This is a genomic window from Pararhizobium capsulatum DSM 1112 (genome assembly GCF_030814475.1).
GTDB classification, from domain to species: Bacteria; Pseudomonadota; Alphaproteobacteria; order Rhizobiales; family Rhizobiaceae; genus Pararhizobium; species Pararhizobium capsulatum.
Window position 1 is genome coordinate 1,765,490 of sequence record NZ_JAUSVF010000001.1, and the last position, 24,153, is coordinate 1,789,642.

Consider the following 24,153-nt stretch of genomic DNA (forward strand, 5'->3'; position numbering starts at 1 on the left):
GACGGCATGGCTTCACCTGCATCCCCAATCGACCTCTCTCTGGCTGTTGTGACGGAAGCCCCCGACGCGGCCGACTGGCTCGTCGTTCTGCCGGTGGCGCTCTGCATCGGGACCGGCGCTCTCTTGACGATGCTTCGCAGCCGGCCCGCCTTGCAAGGTATAATCGCGCTTGCAACGCTCGGCATTCTCGTTCTCGTCAACGCCGGTCTGATCGCCCATGTCTCGGCATCCGGACCGGTAACGATGATGATGGGCCGCTGGCTGCCGCCGTTCGGCATCGCCTTCACCGTCGATATGATGGGTGCGCTGTTCTCGCTGACCGCCTCTGTCGTTGCCTTTGCCTGCGCGCTTTATTCGCTCGGTGATATCAACGAGAAGGGACGCCGCCACGGGTTCTATCCGTTCCTGCTGCTGCTGATGGCCGGCGTTTCCGGCGCTTTCCTCGCGGGCGATATCTTCAACCTCTATGTCTGGTTCGAGGTGCTGCTGATCTCGTCCTTCGGCCTGCTGGTCATCGGTTCCGAGCACCGCCAGATCGACGGCGCGGTGAAATACGGCTTCCTCAACCTCGTCGCCACCACCTTGTTCCTGATCGCCACCGGCTATCTCTACGGCATCTTCGGCACGCTCAACATGGCTGATATCGTCCGCAAGGTGCCCACCTTGCCGGACAGCGCGCCGCTGATGACGCTTGTTGCGCTCTATCTCTTCGCCTTCGGGATGAAGGCAGCGGCCTTTCCGGTGAATTTCTGGCTGCCGGCCTCCTATCACACGCCGCGCATCGTCGTTTCGGCGCTGTTTGCAGGCTTGCTCACCAAGGTCGGGGTCTATGCGCTGCTGCGCACCGGCGTCATGCTGTTTCCGGCGGAGCGCGAGAGCTTGTCCACGGTGATTGCCGTCGTTGCCGCCTTCACCATGCTGACCGGCGCACTGGGCGCGCTGGCGCAGGCCGATATGCGCAGGCTGCTCGGTTATCTCGTCATCTCCGGCATCGGCGCCATGCTGGTCGGGCTCTCGCTGTCGGGAGCCGACGGCGTGGCCGGAACGATCGTCTACGGCGTGCATTCCATGCTTGTCATGAGTGCGCTCTATCTGGCGATCGGTCTTTCCGGGCGGCATGCCGGCAGCTTTGCAATCGCCGAGGCAGGCGGCCTCTGGCAGCGTCACCTGCCGCTCTCGGCGCTGACGCTCATCCTGTTCTTCTCCGTCTCCGGCCTGCCGCCATTCTCGGGTTTCTGGCCGAAGCTGATGCTGGTCAAGGCGGCGCTCGCCCAAGGTGCCGGCTGGCTTGCCGCCGCGCTGCTCGTCAGCGGCTTCCTCACTACCATTGCCACCGGCCGCTTCTTCCTCATCGCCTATTGGCGCCCGACGGGCGAGAGAGCAGTCGGAACAGGGGAAACGGTGTCTCCAGCGGCATTGCTTCCCGTCGCAGCTCTTACGCTCGCCAGCATCCTGGTCGGTCTCTACCCCGAGCCGCTGATTGCGGCGGCGAAGACGGCAGCCGAGGGGTTGACTGCGCCATCAACCTATATCCAGTCCGTCTTCGGCGCGGAGGTGAAGCCATGAGGCGTGTCGGTCTCGTCCTCTTCCTGACGGTCGCCTGGATGGCCATCACCGGCAGCATGACGGTTGCGAACGTGCTGCTCGGCCTCGTGGTCGCGGTGCTTTCGCTCTGGATTGCCCGCGCCCATGTCAGCGAGGCCAAGCTGAAGGTGAGGCCTCTAGCGGCCCTGCTTCTGGCGGCGCTGTTCATCAAGGAACTGGCGATGTCGGCCTACCGAGTCGCCGTGCAGGTGCTGACGCCGCGGCTGGTTTTGAAGCCCGGCATCTTCGCCTTTCCGCTGACGGTGACCAGGGATTTCGAGATTACGCTGCTTGCCAACCTGATCACGCTGACGCCGGGAACGCTGTCCGTCGATGTCTCACGGGACCGGCGGCTTCTCTATGTCCATGCGCTCGATTGCTCCGACCCTGTCGCCCTGAAGCGCGATATTGCAGGCGGTTTCGAGCGCCGTATCCGGGAGGCCTTTCCGCTATGACACCGGATGCGATCCTTGATGCCGCAACCTTCGTGGCACTCCTCTTTCTTTCCGCCAGTCTGCTGATCACCACGGTGCGTATCATCCGTGGGCCCACATTGCCGGACCGGATCGTCGGTCTCGACATGCTGGTTGGCATCGCCATCGGCATGATCGCCGCCATCGCCATCCGCACGGATGTCAATCTCTATGTCGATATCGCCATCGCGCTTGGCCTTGTCGGCTTCCTGGCGACGGTGGCCTTCGCCCGTTTCGTGCTGGCGCAGGGGATTTCACCGGAGGAGGAGCCGGTGAAGCCGCATGCCAGCGCCAAGAGCCTTGTTGCCTCGCGCAAGGGGGCAGGGCACCAGCAACGCACGAACAAGCGCAAGGGGAGGCGCTGATGCAGCCCGGTTTCGATACGGCGGTTCTCGACATGGCGCTCGCCATCCTGCTCTCGCTGCTTGTGGTTGTCGGCGGCCTGTTCGCGCTGCTGGCGTCGCTCGGCGTCCTGCGTTTTCCCGATCTCTATACCCGCATGCATGCCGCATCAAAGGCGGGCACGGTTGGATCGAGCCTGCTGCTGATTGCCGCCGGCATTCACGCAGGCGATCTTGCCACGTTGCTCAGGGCGTTGGCGGGCGTCGTCTTCCTGTTGATGACCGCGCCAGTTGCCGCCCATCTGCTGGCCAAGGCCGCGCACCAGTCCGGCCATCGGCTCGATCGTTCGTCCGTCATGGACGCGCTGTCGCGTGACGCGGAAAAATCCCATCGGTCCTGATTCTTCGCGTTTTGCGGGAAAAAAATCCAATTGGAAGTAACGCGTCGAGTGTATTTGCGTGCGAAATCATATGAGCATGAGACGGTTATTGCGTCAGACATGTTGAGAAACAATTTACCGTTTTTTTGAGGAAATAACTGTTGTGCCTTAGAGGGGTCACAATTCAAGATGAGTAGCGAAAAAGGCGCACAAAATATTATTGGACTTTTACTGGATCAGTGTTAATCGAGTAATGGCAAAGTGTCATTGGTCATATTACTTGAGACTGAAATTCCATTAGGGGTTGAGAAGCTCCCATTGCTTTGAGATGTCGATGTGGCCGGCGTCTTGGTAATTGGGGCTTTGAACCGGAATGATGTTCTTGTGTTGCCCGCGCGGCGTGCGAAAGCGCGTTCGCGTTCTTGTGCAACGTGGTCTGCCCGACTGTGGCGCTTTCGAAACAATAAGAACTGGTGGTCGCGATAAACCCGTTGCGGCCCGACTGAATCCGATAGGAGAAGAAAAACATGACGGATAACCAGACTGGCGTAGCGCATGATCTGCTCGTCGAACTCACGGCGGAAATCGTTGCGGCTTATGTCAGCAATCACGTCGTTCCCGTTGCCGAACTGCCGACCCTGATCGGTGATGTGCATGCAGCCTTGAACAATACCGGCACCCCGGCCCCCGTTGTCGTTGCTGTCGAAAAGCCGAAGCCGGCCGTTTCCGTCCGCAAGTCCGTTCAGGACGACCAGATCACATGTCTTGAATGCGGCGGCAACTTCAAGTCGTTGAAGCGCCACCTGATGACCCATCACAGCCTGTCGCCGGAAGATTACCGCGAAAAGTGGGAACTGCCGGTCGATTACCCGATGGTTGCTCCGGCCTATGCCGAAGCCCGTTCGCGCCTTGCCAAGGAAATGGGCCTCGGCCAACGCCGCAAGCGCGGCGCCAAGTAAGCTCCAAGCTGCTTTTCAGATCGATCAGATTCTGATCATCGAGGGATGGCTTGCGCCATTGACGTCAAGGCGCTCATCCTCCTGATCCCGCAGTATGCCAGCTCTCCAGTCTTCGCGTCTGATGGCGCCAAGACTGGAGCAGGTCGCACAAAAGTGCGCAGCGGTTTTGTGAAAACGACATGCGTAAAATCAAAAACTTGCTGCGCCGGAAGCGAATTTGAAAGATCGACCCCGCTTTGGTCGATTGACAGGCGGCTGACGATCCGCCCCGCCGTATTCCCTCATGAAATTTCCCCGCCGAACAGAGATTTTGTATTCTTATCTTTTTTAAGATGAGGAAAAAATACCTATATTGAATCAATCAATAAGGCGAAAAACCTAATAAAACAAAGATTTTCGTTTCTTCGTCGGCTTCAATCCTCCCCGTTTATGCCCTAGGGTGTATGAAATAATTCCTATTCAAGAGGAGTTTGTCATGCGCCTTTTCTCTCTGGAATCCCCGCAGCCTCCGATACCCAATTGGGTCGACCAAGGGCCATCTGCGTCGCAACGGCCTTTTCTGACGCGCCACGCTCTGGAGCTCAAGTCGCACGCTTTGCCGGACGCAGCACTATCGCCCGTGGATGCCGGTTCACTTTCGCCCGTGCCGGTGAGCGTGCACATGCGCTGCCGTATCGTGCGGCAGTTAACGGCGGAGATGGTGATGCTGGTGTCCGAACGGGTGCAATTGCGCCGGGATCGTCGCCGTGCCTCCTGCCATATTCGCCAGATCGCCATGTATATCTGCCACGTCGTGCTGCAGCTTTCGCTGACCGATATCGGCATCGCCTTCGGGCGTGACCGCACGACTGTGGGCCACGCCTGCAATGTTGTCGAGGACCGCCGGGACGACAAGGCCTATGACGAATTCCTCGCGGCTATCGAGCGAGTGGTTGTCTCCGTCTTCGGTGCTGTGGGGGGCTGCGACAATGCGTGAGGCGGGGCAGGGCGAACAGCGGGAATTGCCGCGTCTTCTGTCGGCGGTTGCCAGGGCGGCGAAACAGGGCGCGGTCGGCATCGGCCGCGAACGTTACCTCGATTTGCCAGCGCCGAACGAAGTAGGCAATGATCTGAGCTGGTTCGAGATCGGTATTGGTGCTCATGAACGCCTGCGGTTCGCGGCGGCCTGAGGGGTCTCGGACCAACACCCAGCGAATTAGCTTTGGCGGCGTTCCTCGCCGGTACCATAACCCGGTGGAAGAGGTAATATCGAGGCTCTTGTTCGTTTCTCGTCCGTACCAGCTTGAGGCGGTAATGCGCTGCCACACGGTTTTGGGATGGTGCAGGATCGTCTTCAGTTTGGGCTGTGGCATGCCCTTTTGTGCAGGCCTCCCAAGCGTGTGTTCGTGCCGTTGGTCTGGTGGAGCAAACAGACTTGCATCCAGGCGCAAGCGTGTGATGAGGATGGCTTTGTGGGGAAGAGCCGCAGCCAGGGTGTGAACCGCAAAACTGCTGTCTCCGACAAAGATGATGTCGCGACCAGGTAGCCATCGGCAGAGCTGCAGCACGCCCTGCCTTGCCCAATCCGTCAGCAGTTTATGCTTTCGTCCCCTTTTCTTATCGTAGCGCTCCGAGGGGCATAACAGCGTCAAGACTGGCAGGGCCTTGATGCATTTGGCCCATGGGACTGGGGCAAGAACCATGAAGCTCAGCCAGCGCAAGCCGCTGGCTTTGACGAAGTGACCGTGACTGGAGCGCACCGGATCGCGATAGATGCCGCGGGCGGCAATCTTTGGTCCCCATCGGCGTTCGATGGTGTCGTCCATGCCGATAATGACAGGGCCAGCAGGTACGAGGCGGGCGACAACAACCGATAGCAGCCGCGAAGCCAGTGTGCGCGGGTTCCAACGCGCGCGATTAAGCAGCTGATGGTAGAGGGAAAAATTGCCGGCCTCGGCGCGGCCGGTGATCCGCAAACACGACGATACTGTTCGTTTGCCTGGAGACAGGATCGCGCCCATCACCAGGACCAGCAGATGCTCCCAGCTGGGTGCCGTGAACCAGGGACGAAACGACGACAGCCACTGGTGAAGGATGTGCGGAACAGGATCACTCGACCCGACGCAGTTCTCATTATGATCGGTCATCCATCGGTTCGAATCCGCTCAGACGAAACAGGCAAGGCAAAGAGACTGCGACAAATTGATTCACCCAGTACAGATGATCGAAATGCGTGCGCTGGTATGCACCATAAGCCGGCCGGACGCAGCCTGTCAGCGCCGCCAACCAACTCAAATTCCCAAAGAATTTTGTACAAAGTCGAACTCAGTCCCGTGCCACCCGGAGGGCAGCTTCGTCCTTGATGCGCTTGACCATCGATCTCAGGCCGTTGGCGCGCTGCGCCGTCAGGTATTCGATCAGGCCCATGCGGCCGAACAGGTCGAGCGCGTCTATGCCGGCGATGTCGGAGGCGCGTTTTCCTGAAAAGATCGAGAGCACGATGGCGACAAGGCCGCGCACGATATGGGCATCCGATTCGCCCTCGAAGGTCATGAGCGGATCTTCTGAAGCTTCGTCGGCGCGGGTCACGAGCCATACCTGACTGGCGCAGCCCTGGACCTTGTTATCGGCCGTGCGGTCGCTTTCGGGCATTTCCGGCAGCTTGCGGCCAAGCTCCATGACATAGCTCATCCGATCCTGCCAATCGTCCAGAAAGGCGCAGTTATCGATGATCTCGGCGAGGGGCGTGAGGCCGGTGGTGTTCTTCTGATCCATGCGCCTCATATAGGCGATCAACGGCGTGATGAGAACACAAAAAGAAAAAGCCGTGGGGGGTGGGCGTTCCTCACGGCGGCCGTAAAATCCGGCGTTCAGGCAGTTCGAAAGAATTTAGCCAGCAGGCTGTGCCCTGGGCTCGATGCGCTTTTCGGGGACCGGGATGCGCATGAAAGGCGCGTCCGCTGCTTCGGCTTCCGTAGTCGCGGCATCCGCGGCGGGATCAATGGTGACGTATTTCGCAGGGGCGGCTTCAATCGGGTTTTCGGTGATGACCTTGGCCACCGGATCGGTGATCGTGCCGGTCATCACGGCATCGCCCGGCTCCGCAAATTGGGTATCGAGGAACTGATAGGCGATGCGGGCGCCTTCGCGGGCTCGGTGGCCAAGGGCCACGAAGGTTTCGGCACCTTTCTCGCAGACATCCGGCTTCTGCACACAGATTGCCGAAATGTAGGTGAAAGCCTCGGTCGCTGCCGAGACGGTATCGCCGACATTGACCTTCGGTCCGTTTTCAAGCGTCTTCGTGCTCGTCGTATCGAGAAACGGTAGAAGCACCAGCACCAGCGAGAACCAGAACGTTCCCTTGATCAGAAACCACATCGTCTTGCCCATCCTCTGTGAGTGGCGGCGGGCGGCGTCCGGTCTTTGCCGGACTTGTCGGTCCGCTGCCTCTTGATCCCACATTACGGATCGGTTCGAAACAGGGCTTTGCAAAAACCGGTCGCATTTGCACCGTCTTTTCTTAAAATTTGAAAGAGTGGCATTTGAACGGCATTTTCATCGCATTTTACCGATCGGCGTTAAGCAACATGGCAGACCCCGCGCGCCAAGTGCCGTAAATGCGGGGATCCCAAATCGGGACACCTGCCACAAAGGTTAACGACCGAAAGAAAGACAACTAAAATCCGGTGCTTACGCGCCATTAACCACAAAAGACAAAGCCCCTTCGATTTGTCCCGGAATGGCACTTTCGGGGCTTTTGCGCGGTCTCCTGCAGCTTGGATTTATTCTTTCATTAAGTCGCCGGTGCGACATTCGAACGGTCGACGGCACTGCCTGAAAGATCCCTGAAAGGAGATCGAGACAGCGCCGGCCCCACCAATAACGCGCCCATGACGGGTGCTCAATAAAACGATTTTACAGGGTCGAAAGTGAGCGTATTGCGTAACATAGCCGGCAAGATGGCGTCCCGCGTGGACGACGTCGCGCGCCTCTGGCTGCCGCCGCGTATTGCCGGCGAGCCGGCGAGGGATCGCGAGTTTGCCGTCATCCGCAGCATTGCCGCGTCCGCTCTGGTTGCCTTCCCCGCTGTTCCGCTCGCACTCTGCGCCATGCTTCCCGCCTCCCTGGCCCTGCCTGTCGGCGCGGGCCTCGTAACATCTGCAGCACTTCTGGCGTCCGTCGGCGCCGTCTCCTATCTGCGAGGTCAATCCGCACTGATGGTGCAGGCTGCCGTTCCCGAGGTGAGCGCCGTAGCGCAGGGCGCTTGTTACGACTTCTTTGCGGGCCTCGTGACCGTCCACGATATTCGCGGCACGGTAACGGCCGTTCACGGTCGCGATGCTGCGGCCTATCTGACCTGGATGCGCGACCCGGCCGGCCGCGGTTTCCTCGATCAGATCCACGTGTCTGATCGTCTTCTCTTCCTGACGGCGATCGACACGCTGCGGCAGGGCAACGGACAGGCAGTGGTGGAAATCCGCTTCGAACGTCCGAGCCTTTCGGCCGAGGGTGATCAGTTCGTACACATGCGCTGTGAAATGACCGCTATTTTCGCGGGCGAGAGCAGCGATGCGGCCCTGTCGTCGATCCTCGTTCAATCCTTCGACATCTCGGACGAAGCGCGGTTGCGCGAAGAGGCTGCGCACAAGGCAGCGCTGGCCGAGTCGGCAAACGACGCCAAGTCACGCTTCCTTGCAGCCGTCAGCCACGAACTGCGCACGCCGCTTAATGCCATCCTCGGTTTTTCCGACATCCTGTCCGGCGAGTATTTCGGCAAGCTCGAAAACGACCGTCAGCGGGAATACGTCAAGCTGATCAACCAGTCCGGCTCCCATCTCCTGTCGGTGGTCAACACCATGCTGGACATGAGCAAGATCGAGGCGGGCCGCTACGAACTGATACCGGAACTTTTCCCGATCGCCGACGCCGTCAAGGCTTGCGAGGGCATGCTGGCGTTGCAGGCGCGTGAAAAGGGCGTGCAGCTGACCAGCCGGCTGATGCGGGGCATCGGCGACGTCAACGCCGACGAGCGGGCCATTCATCAGATCCTCATCAACCTCGTTGGCAACGCCATCAAGTTCACCGACGCGGGCGGGCTGGTGACGATCGACGCGGACACGACACACGACACGCTGAGGCTCGTAGTCAGCGATACCGGCATCGGCATCGCCCACAACAAGCTTGCCCTGATCGGCCAGCCGTTCGTCCAAGTGCAGAACGATTATACCCGCAAGTACGAGGGAACGGGGCTTGGTCTTTCGTTGGTCAAGGGACTGGTGGCGCTCCACGGCGGCAGCTTTGAAATTGCAAGCCGCGCCGGCGAAGGCACCGTCGTCACCGTGACGATCCCGCTTGATGGATCGGGCATTGTCACCGGCGAGCAGGCGACGCTGGATCGCGTCGCTGCGACCGGCACGATGGTCGAGTTTCCGCCACGGCTGAAGGATCGGGTGGAAACACGCGAGATACTGGATCTGGATAAAACCCATGGTGCGACAAGCGCCGCAAGAAGCAGCGAGGGGCCGCAGCATGGCGCCACAAAAGCGAAAACAGCCTGACAAGAAACGAAAAACGAAATCGCGCGCACCGTCTCTTGCGATGCGCGGTCTCCGTATTGTCGGAAGCGGTCTGGCGCTTGGCGGGCGGCTGGCTGCACGAAATCCGGGTCCCGTCGGCGGAGCGGCCGCGTTTTTCGTGGTTTTCTCCTTCGTGGCGGCCAATGCGCTATGGTATCAGCCGGGAGCTCATCCATCACCGTTCCTGCGCACGCGGTTACCTTTGACATCTCCCGATCCGTCGCGTCTCACGACAGGTGAGACGAGCCTCGATCCGAAGACGGTGACGACATTCGTCATCAAACGGGAGGGTGAAGCCGAGGCCGCCGCCGAAGCGTCGCCGGATGCCGCAACGCCGACGCAGTCCGTACCCCAGCAGGCGGCGGCGGAGAGACCGCAGCCGTCCCCACAGGCGGATGTCGATAGCGTTGCCTCGATCATTGCCGGCTCGGCCCCCGAGGTCGATGCCGCACAGAACCCGAAGCTGATCGCCTCGGTTCAGGAGGAACTGGTGCGTCGCGGCTTCTATGATGGCCAGGCCGACGGCAAGATGGGTCCGAAGACTGTAGCCGCCATTCAAGTCTTCGAACGACAGGCCGGACGCCCGGTGACCGGTGCCGCAAGCGAGCAGCTTCTCGCCAGCCTCCGCAGCGCCCGCAAGACGGTTGTCGCAGCCAAGCCCGATTCACGCCCCTATGAAACTGTGAAGGCGGAAAAGGGCGAACTCGATCCCGTCGCCGCCGCCATCCGGCAGGCGAACATCGATCCGCAGTATATTCCCAAGGCCGACATCCCGGCCTCCAGCGAACTGGTCATGAATATCCAGCGCGGACTGGTCAACCTCGCCTATGCCGATGTAACCGTCGATGGCGTGGCTGGTGACCAGACGCGGGAAGCCATCCGTCACTTCGAAAAACACTATCGCCTGCCGCCAACCGGCGAACCGAGCGAAACGGTGTTGCGCAAGATGAAGGATATCGGCGCACTTTGAAGCCGGCTTGCTTGTGGTGCGGGGCCGATCCGCGTCTGACGCACGGTGTCCATTTGCGCTGGACGGGGACTGCGTGTATCAGCGGGCATGCGGCTTACCTCTGAAATATTTGTTTCTGCCCTCATCCGTCGGGTGTTTTCCGCCGGCGGCTACGCTGCCGTCCTGCGCAAGGGGTCGAGCGAGGCCGGGGCGATCTTTATCCGGCAACGGACGCGACTGGGTGCCGAGAGCCTTTATGCACCGGCGCCCCAGAGCTTTTTCGTCGAAGAGGGACGGGCCGACGATCGTCTTTTCGAGTTGCGGGTGCAGGCTGACGATATGCTGCAGATCGACGGCGCGATCGAGCGCGAGGTGCGCTTCGATCCCGACTGCTGGGTCGTGGAACTCGAGGTAGACGAAATCGGCGATCTGCTGCCATTTGCCCGGCAGGATCGCTGAAGGACTCTATCGCCGGGCGCTCTGGCGATCGATGCGCTGGCTGCGTTGTGAACCGACATTGACCGGTTTCTGGGCTCGCGGGTCGGCGGGTCGTTCCGGGGCAAGATATGGTTGATGTTGGGCGTCGTCGTCATTCTCGCGGTCAACTGCGAGCCAGCCGAGGAGGCGCTCCCTGCACAGATCGGGTACAAGCGTGGACATCAGCATGTCGCCGCGCGTTGTCCCGCCCAGGCGCTGATCGAGATCGGGGTAGAAGGCGTGCAGCACGACACGCAGATCCGCATCCGGCATGCCGAGTGCGCGCAACGTCATGGAAAGCTGCAGCCCGGAAACGTCGAGCAGCATGCGCTCTGCCAGATCGGAGCTGGAATTCAGGGCCGTTGCAAGCGTCGAGGCGAAGAGGTTGATTTCACCGAGCCGGGCGAACCGGACCAGCAGCGCCTCATTAAGCGCATCGAGCGGTTCGACGGTGATCCGAGGGGGCGCTTGCGGTCGCGGCTGGGTCTTTCGCGCCAGCGCCTTGATTTCGTTCCGGAGCTTTTCTTCGCGGATGAGGGTTGTCTCCGCTTCCTGGGAGACCGGCTGCTGCTGCGGGGCTATTTCAGCTGGTGGCTCGACCGCGGCAGGTTCGTCGCTGGCGAGAGGAACATGTGGCATGGCCGCAGCCGACTGGCGGCGATCAACAAGGGCATCAACCAGCCTGACGGAGAGATTATCGCGCCGCGCGATGGCCGTCGCGTGTGCCGTGCTCTGGTTCTGGACGATCTGCAGCAGGACCGCATCATCGATGGTCGGTGCGCGGGTCAGGAAGATCGCCGCAATACCGATCGGGGCGCTACCGATCTGGAGGGCGACGGTGGCGGGCACATGGGGGCAGCGGGACAGGGCGGCCGCAGCCTGCCGGCGAGCCTCGTCGCTCGATGTTTCGAAAAGCGGATGAAAAAGCTCGGCGAACTGATGCAGGTCGGATTTGCGGGGATGACGCAGGCTTTCGAAGCTGGTGACGGTGGCCAATAGAACAATGTCTTTGCGCCGTCCGACTCCAGGACTCTCCAATTCGCGAAACCGCTCCGACACGAACACACCCACTCTTACGCAACACCACAAATCCGGCAGGGCCGGATGCGCAACGACGAGGGTTCTGGATATCCGATGGAGGATCGGTAGGCAGTCTTCCCGCATGGTTGCCGCACAAACCCACGCTACGTCGTCATGGTTAATATCCGGTTTACTGTTAGGGCAGTTGTGTCGTTTCGCGACGATCTGTTTGTGGAGGAGACTTTCAAATATCCCCGGGGGGGTATCGGTGAAACCGACCACATATCAAAAGGAAAATACATGAAGGGCGGCCAGGGCCGCCCTTCAAACTTTCAATGCTTTTGGCGAATGCGTCATACAATCACGGGCAATTTTCCTGGCCAGGAGCGCAACGACGGCGACCATCATGGCCTCCACCAAAGGGGTTGAGAATACTGTCCAGGGTCTCCTGCTTTATGCGGTCGTCTTCACGCTGCCGGTTGTCATCGCGATTGCGATCGCGGTCCTTGTTGCGATCACGATCCTTGTTGCGATCACGATCTCGGGATTGTTCCCGGTCTTGTTCTCGCGGCCGATCTCGCGCTTGCTCGCGGTCTCGCTCGCGCTGTCTGTCTCGGGCCTGCTCCTGATCTTGCTCGCGCTGTCGGTCTCTTGCCTGCTGTTCGCGTTCACGTTCACGGTCCCATGCCTGTTCACGGTCCCTGTTGTTGCGATCCCGGTCCCTGTCGCGACCAAATTGGTCTTGATTACGGTCTCGGTTTCGGTCGCGATCGTAACGATCAGGGCCGCGGTCCCAGCGGTCTCGTTCGCGATAGAAGGGGCGGTCCTGGTAGTAGCGATCCCAATAGTTTCCGACCGAGAAAGTCACGGCAGGAATGCCGAGGGGGCGGTAATAGCGGGGTTCCAGATAGACGCGGTTCTGCTGGTAGACGGTCTGGACGTATCGCCCGGCGACCCAGCCTCGGCCATTGTAGAAGGAAACGTCGCACCACGGCAGATCGGCCAGGCAGCCATGGATTTCGATGGGTGCGCCTGCGGGGATGACGGTCACGGCAGGGTAGGCTGTGCTTGGTCCGGAGCGCATGTTGACGTTCGCCGTTGCATAGCCCTCGGCTGCCTCTGCAAGACCGGGGCTCAAGCCCGCCACGAGCGTCATGGCTCCTAAGAGTATTTTCTTCACTGAATTTCTCCGAATGTATTTTCTTGGGTGGTTCCAGTCATCCCTCATCGATCCTTGTTTCCTTGAGATCGACACGTCGCAACGAAGTTCTTGTTTTTGTGTTTTTTTTGAGATCGCACCTTCGGTTTTTGGACTTTGCGTGCGACCGGCGGATTGATAACGTCGAATGGCTTTCTTCGTTCCAGGGCGGCCGGATTTCGCCGATCCCGCACTGGAACCAAATTCGTTCACGTCGCGTTTTAGAGCGGAGAACATCCGGTCCAATCAGCCGGTCCAATCACAAGGAGCTTTCATCATGGTCGAAAAGAAATTCGCTGCAGTTCCCAATGAAGCCAAGGTCGAGGCCGATATCGACGCGACGGTGGCGCGCGCCGAACTCGATAGCCAGATCGCAGATCTGCGCGCTGAAATCGCACGCCTGACGGACTCGATTTCCGCGATCGGGAGCGGCGCGAAGGCCGTGGCTCAGTCTGAAGTCGAAGTTCTTGTCGAGAGAGCACGTGAAAGAGTGCGTGAAGAGCCCGTGACTACGCTTCTGGCCGTGGCAGGTTTTTCTTTCGTGCTCGGTCTTCTGGCCCGTCGTTGATTACGATTTCGTGATCTACGCTGTTCCATCCGGAACAGCGTAGATCCGAAAGTTGGATATACTGGCGCTCACATACGCGTTAATCTGTTGGCTCGTTCGTGACATTCGGGTCGCGATCGGTGGGCAGATCGGTGGTGAAAGTTACTGCATAATTCCTTAAATCGGAATCGGTTTAAGGGGGGAATTGTGCGGGTGGTATAAGGTGCTACAGCGAAACTTGGTGCGTCGTATATGACACACCGCGCTGTGGTGTATGTGGGGTTGCCTATCGCTAATCCTAGGGTTTTGACCGTTAATGCGCTGTTAACTATCGTATGGCTCAATCATGGCGCAGGTGAAACAGAACGCTGGATGACCTCGGTGGCCCGTTTGTGGGTGGCATGACAATCCGGAATGGTCCGGGAAAAGGAGCAGACACGAGAAAGACGCAGATGGTCCGGAAGGATTGTGCGTTGGCCCTTACGGGGGCAGGGTGAAATTTGTACGGTAGTTCATCCGTCTCAATTCCCTATGGAGATGAGAATGGCAGACATCATACGCATTGAGGAGCGCCTTCCGCGCTTTGCGCGAAGGATGCCCACGGATGTAGCGACCAAGGCCGAAATCCTTCTGTTCACGGGCATTCGCTACGAGCGGCTGGATAAGACGGAAACAGTTGAACTCGATTCGCCCGTTAAAACCGGCGGCAAGAAACACTGACAAGACCCCAAAAGCCGAGATTCGGCTTTTCGGCAATGGGCAACGTCTTTCAATAACATCGATCTCTGCTTCGCAGAGCAGGTCAGCGTTATACTTGACGTGCGTTCTGTCCACGGAGTTCCGCTAGCGTCGCAATGGCTCGCAGCTGGATTCTGACAGGAAATTTCTCGCAATTTCCTCGTAGCTTGTCGTCGGCGCGAGCGCGCGCAAAACGGCGTAGCCATCTTCCCCCGCCATCTCGACCATAATCGACTGCGCCAGGTTCTCGCTGGGCGTCTTGCGCAGTTCCACAAGCTGGATCGGTGTTGCCATGACCAAATCCAGATTGCCGTTTACGGCGGTCTGGTCGTTCATCGAGAAAACCTCATTGGAATTCTCGTCATAGATCACCAAGAACCAGAGAGGCACACGGCCTCGCGCGACGAAGCGGGCCGGACCGCCGCTGACGGAGAAGGCGCAGACGGCGACGCGCAGATAAGGATCATCATTGGAGAGGCCCGTCTGTCCGGGATCGTTCGAGAGGGCAAAGAAACTGTCCATCTCGAAAAGCCCGAGGACGCGGCTATAGGCGTCCTTTCCGGTAAATTGCGGCAGCGCCAGAATGATGACGATATGAAGCAGGGCGGCGCCCACAAGGCCGGCAACGACCGCAAACAAAACCCTATACATTGCCGCACCCCGTCTTGACGACCTTCGGCATAGCCAGATCGATCACACCGGAAGAGCCGGCCGCGGGAGTGTCCAGCAGCGTCAGGACCATTTTGAACGCGCCGATGCGCGGGACGGCCAGCCAGTTGTCCGGCCGAGCCACGGGCGATACGTGGATGATGAAGGAAGTGTCCCGTTTGCGAAGGACCGTCCATGCGTTGATGGCGCCGGGCAAGTCGGCGCTCGGCCGCAAGGGGATATCCCCTGTTGTTGCCGTGTAGAGCGTCCAGAAGCGCGCCGGCGGGGTCGTGCCCACAATATCGTAGGAGCAGGCGGTGGTCAGCGTGTCGCCATTGTCATCCTTGGCAGCCGTGAACTGCAAGCCTTCCGCGCCGCCATAGAGCAGTTTTCCCGCCCGCGCGCGGTGTGCCTTCGCGTAAGGGTCGGTATCCGCCGTCTGGGCATTCGGAAAGGCAACCCACGGGCCGAGCGCAATCGCCCCGAAGCCGATCGTCGCCTTCAACGCCGAGACGGCGGAAAGGATACCGACACCGAAGGTGATCGAAAGGGCGAGGGCGACGAGGAGAGGAATGCGGAACACGAGATTTACCGGATGAGGGGTCGAAGGGCGAGGCGCTCAGTTGCTTGCGGCATCGACAGGCTCCGTGCTGGCGTTTTGGATGGTCGGGCGCATTTCAATCTCCGCGACCTTTCCGGTGGCCGACGCCTTGAGCGGGGGAGCCGTGTCGAATTTTTCGCCCAGCGATTTCAGGAGGCGGGTGACCTCGGCCGAGAGTGAGCGGGGACGTATGAGCGGCGGCAGCGCGTTTTCATCCGGCTTGGCATTGGCGGCAACCGGCTTTTCCGCCTTGGGATCGGGCAGCGGGTTTTCGATGCCGGGGATGGCGCGGTGTTCGATGCCTTGCTCGGCGTAATCCATCAGGCGTTTGAAGGCCATGGCGGGCAGCGAGCCGCCTGTCATGTTGTTGGTCGATGTATAGTCGTCGTTCCCGAACCAGACGGCGGTGGTGTAGTCGCCGGTGAAGCCGACGAACCACGCATCACGGTAAGCCTGGGTGGTGCCGGTCTTGCCGCCCATGACGATGCCGTGATCGAGGGCGGCCTTGCGCGCGGTGCCTATGATCGGGATCTGGGTCAGCATGTAGTTCATCGAGGCATTGGCCTGTTCGGTCAGCACCCGCTTGGCGGGCGGAGCGTCGCGGCCGAAATCGTAGAGAATATCGCCGTCATAATTCAGGATCTGGCTGATGCCGTGGCGGCGTGACTGCATGCCACCCGCCGGGAAGACGGCATAGGCCGTGGCCTGATCGAGGACCGTGACCTCGGACGTACCGAGCGGCATGGTCTTGTCGGTACGGATGGGCGTCTCGACGCCCATCTTCTTGGCCGTTGCGGCGATGATTTCCGTGCCGAGTTCCTCCTTGGCGAGGCGTACGGGAACGGTGTTGATCGACTTGGCAATCGCGGTCAGAAGCGTGATGCGGCCGGCATAGCTACGGCCGTAGTTCTGCGGCGACCAGCCACGCCAGGTGATCGGCGCATCGCTGATCAGCGAATCCGGCTTGAACCCCTTCTCCATCGCAGCGGAGTAAGTGTAGACCTTGAAGGAGGAGCCCGGCTGGCGCAACGCCTTGGTCGCGCGGTTAAACTGGCTTTCGCCATAATCCCGGCCACCAACCATGGCGCGCACACCGCCACCGTTTTCGACCATGACCATGGCACCCTGCTTGACCTTGTAGCTTTCGCCATATTGCCGGAGGCTGGATTCCAGAGACTCTTCGGCTGCCTGCTGCAGGCCCATGTCGATGGTGGTGCGCACGATCAGCGAATGCTGGGCGAACGGAGCGGCGATGCGCTGGACTTCGTCAAAGGCCCAATCGAGGAAGAAATCGGGCGCGCGAACCTGGGCGCGATCGACCACCGTTGCCGGATTGAGGCGGGCGGCGATCACCTGGCCCTCGGTCATCAGGCCGCCCTGGACGAGATTGGTCAGAACTTCGTTGGCGCGGGCGCGGGCGGCGGGCAGGTTGACGTGCGGGGCATAGCGGGCCGGGGCCTTGAACAGGCCCGCGAGCATGGCGCTTTCGGCCAGATTGATATCGGTGATGTTCTTGCCGAAATAGAACTGGGAGGCTGCGGCTGCGCCAAACGTGCCGCCGCCCATATAGGCGCGGTCGAGATAGAGCCGCAGGATTTCCTTTTTCGACAGGTTGCATTCCAGCCAGACGGCGAGGAAGGCTTCCTTGATCTTGCGCTCGATGGTGCGTTCGTTCGACAGGAACAGGTTCTTCGCAAGCTGCTGGGTGAGTGTCGAGCCGCCCTGGACGACACCGCCGGCCTGGGCGTTGATGGTCATGGCGCGGGCGAGGCCTAAGAAATCAATGCCGTAGTGATCGAAGAAGCGCCGGTCTTCGGTGGCGAGCACGGCCTTGATCAGCGTATCCGGCAATTCGTCGATGGGCACCGAATCCTCGTGGATGATGCCGCGGTGGCCGATCTCGTTGCCGTAGCGATCAAGGAAAGTGACCGCGAAATCGCTTTGCGCCCGCCAGTTGCCCGTGGTCTCGTCGAAGGCGGGAAGAGCGAGCGCCAGGAGCAGCACGGAGCCGACCGTGCCCCAGGTCATGCCTTCGCCGAGGATTTCGAACAGCACCTTCTTCCATCCGCGCGTGCGAAAACGGCGGAAGAAGATGGTGATGTCTTCCCACCAGACGGCGAGGCGGAAGCCGGCATTCCACACCGTCGAATCGATCCAGGAATCGATGCGCAGCAGGATATGGCGCTTCTTGCGAGGGGCTTCCTCCGGGATTTCTTCCTGCACGGTCTGAACGTCCTGATCGCTTCAAGTCACGGGCATTCACGCCCTGATATTTGCACGGCGCGGGTTTCCAATCTACGCCGGTATCGGTAAACAGCCTTAAAAAACCGGCAATCTTTTGTAGACTGTCGGCTGAATTCCTCAAAAAGAAGATTGATGATGATGGGGGCCGAGCCCTTCTGGAAAACGAAATCGCTTGCCGAGATGTCAGCCACGGAGTGGGAAAGCCTCTGTGACGGCTGCGGGCTCTGTTGTCTCAACAAGCTGGAAGACTGGGACACCGGCGAAATCGCCTGGACCAATATCGGCTGCACGCTGCTCGACGGCGAGAGCTGTCGCTGTCGAGACTACCCGAACCGGCAAGCGACCGTGCCGGACTGTCTGCAGTTGACGCCGGAGATGGTGGCCGAGCTTTCCTGGCTGCCGCCGACCTGCGGCTACCGGCTCGTTCGCGACGGACACGATCTTTACTGGTGGCATCCGCTGGTTTCCGGTGATCCGGATACGGTGCATGTAGCCGGGATTTCGGCGCGCGGGCGGACTGTCAGCGAGGATGATGTCGATATTGATGACTATGAGGAATATCTGGTGGAGTGGCCGTTGACGGTGGGTGAGGAGAGCCGGGCGAGGGGGCCGGCGGAGAAGGCTTGAGGGCAGGGCATCTTCACGCTTCCACTTGCTGCAGGTCCCGTGGCGCGACGTTGCGCCAGGCGGTTTCCATCACACTGCCGATGATGTCTTCCTCGGCATCGGTGAAATAGACGGAGGTCCAGCCTTTTATGCCCCAGCCGCCCGGGGCGGCGTTGCAGAGGCCGGGTTCGGTTTCCAGGAGGAAACGCTGCTGGTCAGGCGTGAACTTGAAGACGGCGCGGCCGGGTTCGGGCAGGCTCATGAAGATGCGCTTGCCGACGCGGAAATCGCGTTTGCCGAAATGGGCGCTTTCAATCGCCCCGGGCAGGCTCAAGGCCCGCCTTTCCAGATCTTCCGTTCTCATATTAGCAGGGTAACATGGATCGCCATCTGTGCAACGAAAAGAAAATTTCCCTAATTAGGAAAATAATCCTTGACGCCGTAACGGTGCTTTGATAGGGTTATGGCACAGTCGGAAAAGTGCGGGTGAGGCCGGAAGCGTCGAAGGATGCGCCGGCCTTTTGTGTTTCTGCGGCGGGGCCTGGGTTCCCGAAGATTTTCAAGGACATCGGTGATGACTACTGATCTGGAATTCGATCCGGACGTCTTCGGCTATTGGCCGGCGGCGCCGGTCTATGATGGCGTGTGCGAAGACCGCTGGGAGTGGCTGGCTGACGTGGCCGGGCAGGTTGTGCTCGATACCAAGGCGCAGAGCGCGGGTTCCTCGCTCGATGAGCTGCAGGACATGCTGAACGGCATGACCAAGGAGCTGAAGCAGCAGCTGCAGCAGTTTCAGACGCTGCGGCAGGCGGCGAATGCGGCGCTTTCGGAAAATGGCGGCGAGATCGACCGCAAGGTGGTGCAGGCGGATGCCAAGGCGAGCCTCGAGGCGATGTCGCTTCTGATCCGGACGCTCGAAAAGATCGACAGCCTGCAAAGGACCATCGCCCATGACCGACGAGTTGAAGCCGAGGGGGCCGACGAAAGCCTCGATGCGCTCGTTGCTGAATTCGACACCCGTGTCGAGCAGCGGGCGGGAGAGCTTGCCCGGCTGCGGTGGAAAGGGGCTGGCAGCGGTGCTGCTGACGGAAGAGGTGACGTCGGACCGGATGGAAAGCCGCCCGATGCTGCTGAAGGCCAAGGCGGTGATGCAGAAGGCCAGGGAGATGGCCGCGCAGCACAGGAGTGGGATGGAGACGATCAACGCGCAGTTGGGTGAGTCGGTTAAGGCGGGGCGGGTTCTGGGCGAGCGGCTGGTTCTCTCTTCTCCCCAGCGGGGAGAAGATGCCCGAAGGGCAGATGAGGGGGACTTTGCCGCATATTCCGAGCCAGCCGCCGCCTCATCCGGCCCTTCGGACCACCTTCTCCCCACTGGGGAGAAGAGGGAGCAAGACGCGGATGCCGTTGTCTGCGAGACGAGCGTTTCTGTGGTGGGAGACGATAAAGGCTGCCTGACCGGTGTTGGAGACAGTGGCGCGGTAGATAATGCAGACGGCAGAAGCCATTCGACGCAAATGACGAGCGCCTCAAGGAGGGCAAGCTCTACCGGCGTGTTCTCTCCGACTGGCGCCTGAGCGGGCGGCTGGAGCAGAGGGCGCCGGATGGCGACTGGCGGGTGTGGCTGCTGATGGGCGGGCGCGGGTCGGGCAAGACGCGGGCCGGCGCCGAATGGGTGCACGGACTGGCGACAATGCCGGGCTTGCGGCCGGGCTTGCGGATTGCGCTGGTGGCGGAAACGCTGGGCGATGCGCGCGAGGTGATGATTGACGGAATTTCCGGGATTTGCCGGATTGCGCGGCGCAACCGGCCGGATTTTGAGGCCTCGCGGAAACGTCTGGTCTGGCCGAACGGAACGGTGGCGCAGATATTTTCCTCCGAGGACCCGGAAAGCCTGCGCGGGCCGCAATTCGACTATGCCTGGGCGGACGAGGTGGGAAAATGGCGTCATCCGCAGGAGACGTTCGACATGCTGCAGTTCGGTCTGCGGTTGGGTGCCGATCCGCGGCTCCTGATTACGACGACGCCGCGACCCTTGCCGCTTTTGAAGGCGCTGATGGCCGAGCCGACGACGGCGACTCGGCGTATTCGTACACTCGACAATGCTGACAATCTCGCGCCGGGGTTTCTTGAGGCGATGGCCGGGCGCTATGGCGGCACGCGGCTTGGCCGGCAGGAGCTGGACGGCGAAATGATCGCCGACCGGGACGATGCACTCTGGTCGCGCGCGGCGATAGAAGCATTGACGATACGCGGGGCGCTTGGCGAGGCCGGGCCGTTGCAACGGATCGTCGTGGCAGTCGATCCACCTGCGGGGATCGGAGCCATGTCCTGCTGCGGCATTGTCGTGGCGGGGCTTGACCGGACGGGGCGGGCGGTGGTGCTTGCCGATTGTTCCATCGAAGGGGCGAGCCCGGCTGGCTGGGGTGCCGCCGTGGTGCGCGCCTATCGCCGGTTCGATGCGGACCGGGTGGTGGTCGAGGTGAACCAGGGAGGCGAGATGGTTTCGGCGGTGCTGAAGGGGATCGACGCGGGATTGCCGGTCAGCGCTGTCCGGGCGACGCGGGGCAAGTGGCTGCGGGCGGAACCGATCGCAGCGCTCTATGAGCAGGGGCGGGTGGTGCACGCAGGTGCTTTTGCGGCTTTGGTCGATCAGATGTGCGATTTCGGGCCGGACGGGCTGTCGAACGGACGCTCGCCCGACAGGCTGGACGCGCTGGTCTGGGCGCTGACGGCGCTGATGCTGGAAGGAAACGGCGAGCCGCGGGTGCGGCGGATTTGATACGAAGGATCGAGCGCGGCCGTAGGGTTCTTCCCCTTCTCCCCAGCAGGGGAGAAGTGCCGAGTGTAGGAAGACGATGAAGGGAATACTCCGCGAACTGAGAGACGCCGGCCCCCTCATCCGGCCCTGCGGGCCACCTTCTCCCCGATGGGGAGAAGAGGGAGCCAGCGGCTCGTCTGCGGGCAAGCTCTTATTATTCGGCGGGTTGTTTGCGAGCGGGCTTTTCTTCGACGGCGCCTTCACGGATCTGTCGCCATTCGTTTTCGAAGCGGTCGAACAGTTCTCGGGATATGGTCCAGGAGACAGGTTTGGACATGGCGATACTCCCTGGTTTTTTGATGAATCCTTACGTGGCCACAAATGGACCGGGCAAAAAACGTATCGGGACGGAAATGGTTCCCGTCCGATGCGTCTTCCGTTGGGTCAACGCTTGTCGGGGGTGGAGAAGGCGGATTTCGGCGCTTCAGCCGAGCCGGCGCGCATCTGTCGCCATTCGCTTTCGAAGCGGTCAACGAGGTGTTGGGGCATGGTGGCGGCGGTGTTTTCCGACTGGGTTTTGCCAGTGTTCTGCATGCAGCATCTCCTCCAAGAGAAACAATGTCATATTGCTGCAACGTTCCTCTCACATCTCGAATCCGAAGTAAATCAGGGCATTAAACAGTTTAAACGATTGAAATTGATTAAATCGATTAGAACACTTCGCATGGTTAAGGTGGGAGCGGGAGTATCCACAGAAGGGTTGTTGGGTTTAGGAGCAATATCCCGGTCTCTATCACTTCGCTGTATCTCCACCTCAAAAAGGCATCATACAAGCGAGCGATATACCCCTCCTTTGACAGGGCTGTCCGGCGAGAGGTGTTCCTGGTCGCGAAAACATGCGGGTGGGCTACACGGTTTGTACTGAGGCCCGGTCTGCCTCTTCTCCCTAGTGGGGGGAAGGTGGCACGCAGCGCCGCATGAGGGAGCGGCTTGCTCCGAATTTGCGGCAAACCTCATCGTAGGCTCGCATGCGCTCGGCACTTTTCCACGCTGGAGAGAAGTGGACGTTTGAATTGAAGGAAGGATCGGCGATGAAAAATCCGTTGCGGGCGATATTCCGGCGGACTGAGGTGGTGCGCGAGATGAAGGCTGCCGGGTTCGTGGCGGTGGCGCATGAGGCGGCGGCGCATTGGACGGGGCGGTCCTACCGGGCCTTGTCGGAGCAGGGATATCAGCGCAATCCGGTTGCCTATCGGGCGGTGAGGATGATCGCCGAGGCGTCAGCGGCAGTGCCGTTGCTGCTTTACGATGGCGATGAGGAGATTGCGGATCATCCGGCGCTTTCGTTGCTGGCGCGGCCGAACGGGCAGATGGCGGGGGCGGATTTTCTGGAGGCGCTTTACGGGCACCTGCTGCTGTCCGGCAATGCCTATGTCGAGGCGGCGAGGATCGGGGCAGAACCGCGGGAGCTGCATCTGCTGCGGCCGGATCGAGTGCGGATTCTGGAAGATCGCGACGGGTGGCCGGAAGCCTATGAGTATCGGATCGGCAGTCGTGCCCGGCGGTTTCCGGCGGGGCCGGGCGGGCTTCTGCACCTGAAGCTGTTTCATCCGCTGGATGATCATCTGGGCTTTCCGCCGCTGGCGGCGGCGCAGATGGCGCTCGATCTTTCCAATGCGGCGGCGACCTGGAACAAGGCGCTGCTCGACAATTCGGCCCGGCCTTCCGGCGCGCTGGTCTACCAGCCGAAGGAAGGGGGCAATCTTTCGGCCGACCAGTATGACCGGCTGAAGAGCGAGCTGGAGGAGGGATACTCCGGCACGACGCGGGCGGGACGGCCGCTGCTGCTCGAAGGCGGGCTCGACTGGAAGGCGATGGGGCTTTCGCCGAAGGACATGGATTTCGTCGAGGCGAAGAATGGGGGGGCGCGTGATATCGCGCTCGCCTTCGGCGTGCCGCCGATGCTGATCGGCATTCCCGGCGACAACACCTATGCCAATTATCAGGAGGCCAATCGGGCCTTTTATCGGCTGACGGTCTTGCCGCTGATTTTGCGGACGGCGGCGGCGCTTTCGGGGTGGCTGTCCGATCTCTATGGCGAGGGGGTGGCGTTGCGGCCGGACCTGGACCAGGTGGCGGGGCTGACGGGCGAACGCAACGAGGTCTGGGCGCGGCTGAAGGATGCCGAGTTTCTGAGCGACGAGGAGAAGCGGCGGGCTGTGGGATATTGAGGGAATGCCGAGATTGCGGAGGGTTTACCCCCTCTGTCGGCTCCGCCGACATCTCCCACTCAAGGGGGGAGATTGTTCTTTTTCCTTGAAGGGGAGATGTCCGGAGGGACAGAGGGGGAATGCCGCAAATGCGGAGTTTGCCGCACCAGATAGTCGCTGATCGTGTTGCGCGCTCAGCACTTCTCCCCGATCGTGGAGAGGGAAGTTGCAGCGGCTCTTCTACTCCATAAAATCAGATGGTTAGCCCGGTATTGTGACTCAAGTCACCACCCAGCGGAATCAATCTGTGAAGGGCTTGAATCAAGTTGCGAGCGGATCGGCGCAAGGGATTCCAAAGATTCAGGAAAACGGATGGCTCACGCTGCGGCATGACCTTGCGAAAGGGGCAGCGGGCGAGTGGCCCTGGCGCTTGGCGTCGTGGGACCGGCTATGCGTTCATTCTAGGCGAGGAGGCTTAACAAATGGCTGACATCGGCAATGATCCCGGCCTGTGGGCCGCCAATGCGCTGGGCGCCGCGGCAGGTGCTGCGGTGTCGCTGGTCTATATGCTGCCACGCAGCAAGCAGGAGGCGGTGTCGCGGTTTTTTACCGGCATGGCGTGCGGACTGATCTTCGGAGCGCCGACGGGCGTGTGGATCGTCGGGTGGCTCGGCATCGACGGGCGACTTTCCGGGAGCGAGATTCTTTTGAGCGGCTCGGCGGCGGCAAGCCTTTGTGCCTGGTGGGTGCTGGGCGCGACCTCGCGGATTGCGGCGCGGTTCGGCAAGGGCGAGCGTCGCTGGTGAACTCACTGCCATATGGCACCACATCTCCCCGCAAGGGGTGAAGTTACCTCGGCGCCGGG

27 protein-coding genes are annotated in these 24,153 nt (G+C 60.8%); 16 read left to right on the plus strand and 11 right to left on the minus strand.

What is annotated here, in order from left to right; genetic code table 11:
• Positions 1-6: 6 nt before the first annotated feature.
• From QO002_RS08450 to QO002_RS08475, 6 genes are all read left to right on the plus strand, one after another.
• Complete coding sequence (locus QO002_RS08450; RefSeq protein ID WP_307228584.1) at positions 7-1,566, plus strand: Na+/H+ antiporter subunit D; 1,560 nt, start codon at positions 7-9, stop codon at positions 1,564-1,566.
• Positions 1,563-2,039, plus strand: coding sequence for a Na+/H+ antiporter subunit E (locus QO002_RS08455; protein ID WP_307228586.1), 477 nt, complete (start codon positions 1,563-1,565; stop codon positions 2,037-2,039). The genes QO002_RS08450 and QO002_RS08455 overlap by 4 nt, the downstream gene beginning before the upstream one ends.
• A complete protein-coding gene (locus QO002_RS08460) occupies positions 2,036-2,422 on the plus strand; it encodes a cation:proton antiporter (protein WP_307228588.1) in 387 nt (128 codons plus the stop codon). Before QO002_RS08455 ends, QO002_RS08460 begins: the two co-directional genes overlap by 4 nt.
• Complete coding sequence (mnhG, locus tag QO002_RS08465; protein WP_370878467.1) at positions 2,422-2,799, plus strand: monovalent cation/H(+) antiporter subunit G; 378 nt, start codon at positions 2,422-2,424, stop codon at positions 2,797-2,799. The genes QO002_RS08460 and mnhG overlap by 1 nt, the downstream gene beginning before the upstream one ends.
• Before the next feature lie 506 nt (positions 2,800-3,305).
• Positions 3,306-3,737: a Ros/MucR family transcriptional regulator gene (locus QO002_RS08470; protein WP_307228590.1), complete on the plus strand. Its 432-nt coding sequence runs from the start codon at positions 3,306-3,308 to the stop codon at positions 3,735-3,737.
• 475 nt (positions 3,738-4,212) lie between these two features.
• Positions 4,213-4,713, plus strand: a complete 501-nt coding sequence (locus QO002_RS08475) for a helix-turn-helix domain-containing protein (protein ID WP_307228592.1) — start codon at positions 4,213-4,215, stop codon at positions 4,711-4,713.
• On the opposite strand, the gene QO002_RS08480 is transcribed toward QO002_RS08475, so the two are convergent.
• The 3 genes from QO002_RS08480 to QO002_RS08490 form a co-directional block, all read right to left on the minus strand.
• The gene (locus tag QO002_RS08480) at positions 4,655-5,863 is read right to left on the minus strand and encodes an IS701 family transposase (protein ID WP_307228595.1); all 1,209 of its coding nucleotides are present in this window, start codon (positions 5,861-5,863) and stop codon (positions 4,655-4,657) included. The two genes, QO002_RS08475 and QO002_RS08480, sit on opposite strands and share 59 nt — an antisense overlap.
• Before the next feature lie 178 nt (positions 5,864-6,041).
• Complete coding sequence (locus QO002_RS08485) at positions 6,042-6,500, minus strand: SufE family protein (RefSeq protein WP_307228597.1); 459 nt, start codon at positions 6,498-6,500, stop codon at positions 6,042-6,044.
• A gap of 105 nt (positions 6,501-6,605) precedes the next feature.
• Positions 6,606-7,094 carry a DUF5330 domain-containing protein gene (locus tag QO002_RS08490; protein ID WP_307228600.1) on the minus strand — a complete coding sequence of 163 codons (489 nt, stop codon included), beginning with the start codon at positions 7,092-7,094 and terminating at the stop codon, positions 6,606-6,608.
• A gap of 551 nt (positions 7,095-7,645) precedes the next feature.
• Between QO002_RS08490 and QO002_RS08495 the strand changes: the two genes are divergently transcribed.
• From QO002_RS08495 to QO002_RS08505, 3 genes are all read left to right on the plus strand, one after another.
• Entirely contained in the window at positions 7,646-9,274 is a 1,629-nt protein-coding gene (locus QO002_RS08495; RefSeq protein ID WP_307228602.1) for a sensor histidine kinase, read from the plus strand.
• Positions 9,246-10,262 (plus strand): peptidoglycan-binding domain-containing protein, encoded by a 1,017-nt coding sequence (locus QO002_RS08500; RefSeq protein ID WP_307228604.1) that lies wholly within the window; start codon positions 9,246-9,248, stop codon positions 10,260-10,262. The genes QO002_RS08495 and QO002_RS08500 overlap by 29 nt, the downstream gene beginning before the upstream one ends.
• An 87-nt stretch (positions 10,263-10,349) precedes the next feature.
• Positions 10,350-10,700: a DUF1491 family protein gene (locus tag QO002_RS08505; RefSeq protein WP_307228606.1), complete on the plus strand. Its 351-nt coding sequence runs from the start codon at positions 10,350-10,352 to the stop codon at positions 10,698-10,700.
• Positions 10,701-10,706: 6 nt separating this feature from the next.
• Here QO002_RS08505 and QO002_RS08510 read toward each other — a convergent pair whose 3' ends face one another.
• The gene (locus QO002_RS08510; RefSeq protein ID WP_307228608.1) at positions 10,707-11,714 is read right to left on the minus strand and encodes a DUF2336 domain-containing protein; all 1,008 of its coding nucleotides are present in this window, start codon (positions 11,712-11,714) and stop codon (positions 10,707-10,709) included.
• Between the two features lie 385 nt (positions 11,715-12,099).
• On the minus strand, positions 12,100-12,894 hold the full coding sequence (locus QO002_RS08515; RefSeq protein WP_307233254.1) for an SH3 domain-containing protein: 795 nt from the start codon (positions 12,892-12,894) through the stop codon (positions 12,100-12,102).
• Positions 12,895-13,213: 319 nt separating this feature from the next.
• On the opposite strand from QO002_RS08515, the gene QO002_RS08520 reads away from it, so the two are divergent.
• The gene (locus QO002_RS08520) at positions 13,214-13,504 is read left to right on the plus strand and encodes a hypothetical protein (protein WP_307228610.1); all 291 of its coding nucleotides are present in this window, start codon (positions 13,214-13,216) and stop codon (positions 13,502-13,504) included.
• Between the two features lie 522 nt (positions 13,505-14,026).
• A complete protein-coding gene (locus tag QO002_RS08525) occupies positions 14,027-14,203 on the plus strand; it encodes a hypothetical protein (RefSeq protein WP_307228612.1) in 177 nt (58 codons plus the stop codon).
• A 123-nt stretch (positions 14,204-14,326) separates the two neighbouring features.
• Here the strand turns inward: QO002_RS08525 and QO002_RS08530 are convergent, their stop codons facing one another.
• From QO002_RS08530 to QO002_RS08540, 3 genes are read right to left on the minus strand one after another with little or no spacing between them, the layout of a single operon-like run.
• Positions 14,327-14,872: a DUF1254 domain-containing protein gene (locus QO002_RS08530; protein ID WP_307228614.1), complete on the minus strand. Its 546-nt coding sequence runs from the start codon at positions 14,870-14,872 to the stop codon at positions 14,327-14,329.
• Positions 14,865-15,452 (minus strand): DUF1214 domain-containing protein, encoded by a 588-nt coding sequence (locus QO002_RS08535; RefSeq protein ID WP_307228617.1) that lies wholly within the window; start codon positions 15,450-15,452, stop codon positions 14,865-14,867. Before QO002_RS08535 ends, QO002_RS08530 begins: the two co-directional genes overlap by 8 nt.
• Positions 15,453-15,488: 36 nt before the next feature.
• On the minus strand, positions 15,489-17,693 hold the full coding sequence (locus QO002_RS08540; protein ID WP_307228620.1) for a transglycosylase domain-containing protein: 2,205 nt from the start codon (positions 17,691-17,693) through the stop codon (positions 15,489-15,491).
• Between the two features lie 159 nt (positions 17,694-17,852).
• Between QO002_RS08540 and QO002_RS08545 the strand changes: the two genes are divergently transcribed.
• Positions 17,853-18,341 carry a YcgN family cysteine cluster protein gene (locus QO002_RS08545; protein ID WP_307233256.1) on the plus strand — a complete coding sequence of 163 codons (489 nt, stop codon included), beginning with the start codon at positions 17,853-17,855 and terminating at the stop codon, positions 18,339-18,341.
• Positions 18,342-18,354: 13 nt separating this feature from the next.
• Here QO002_RS08545 and QO002_RS08550 read toward each other — a convergent pair whose 3' ends face one another.
• A complete protein-coding gene (locus QO002_RS08550; RefSeq protein WP_307228622.1) occupies positions 18,355-18,684 on the minus strand; it encodes an MmcQ/YjbR family DNA-binding protein in 330 nt (109 codons plus the stop codon).
• Between the two features lie 210 nt (positions 18,685-18,894).
• On the opposite strand from QO002_RS08550, the gene QO002_RS08555 reads away from it, so the two are divergent.
• Positions 18,895-19,539: a hypothetical protein gene (locus tag QO002_RS08555; RefSeq protein ID WP_307228624.1), complete on the plus strand. Its 645-nt coding sequence runs from the start codon at positions 18,895-18,897 to the stop codon at positions 19,537-19,539.
• Positions 19,540-19,890: 351 nt separating this feature from the next.
• On the plus strand, positions 19,891-21,099 hold the full coding sequence (locus tag QO002_RS08560) for a DNA-packaging protein (RefSeq protein WP_307233258.1): 1,209 nt from the start codon (positions 19,891-19,893) through the stop codon (positions 21,097-21,099).
• Positions 21,100-21,292: 193 nt separating this feature from the next.
• Here the strand turns inward: QO002_RS08560 and QO002_RS08565 are convergent, their stop codons facing one another.
• Both QO002_RS08565 and QO002_RS08570 read right to left on the minus strand, forming a co-directional pair.
• Complete coding sequence (locus QO002_RS08565; RefSeq protein ID WP_307228626.1) at positions 21,293-21,415, minus strand: hypothetical protein; 123 nt, start codon at positions 21,413-21,415, stop codon at positions 21,293-21,295.
• A 107-nt stretch (positions 21,416-21,522) separates the two neighbouring features.
• Positions 21,523-21,672, minus strand: coding sequence for a hypothetical protein (locus QO002_RS08570; protein ID WP_307228628.1), 150 nt, complete (start codon positions 21,670-21,672; stop codon positions 21,523-21,525).
• A 497-nt stretch (positions 21,673-22,169) separates the two neighbouring features.
• On the opposite strand from QO002_RS08570, the gene QO002_RS08575 reads away from it, so the two are divergent.
• Both QO002_RS08575 and QO002_RS08580 read left to right on the plus strand, forming a co-directional pair.
• The gene (locus QO002_RS08575; protein WP_370878468.1) at positions 22,170-23,309 is read left to right on the plus strand and encodes a phage portal protein; all 1,140 of its coding nucleotides are present in this window, start codon (positions 22,170-22,172) and stop codon (positions 23,307-23,309) included.
• Positions 23,310-23,770: 461 nt separating this feature from the next.
• Positions 23,771-24,094 (plus strand): DUF6107 family protein, encoded by a 324-nt coding sequence (locus QO002_RS08580; RefSeq protein ID WP_307228630.1) that lies wholly within the window; start codon positions 23,771-23,773, stop codon positions 24,092-24,094.
• Positions 24,095-24,153: the final 59 nt, after the last annotated feature.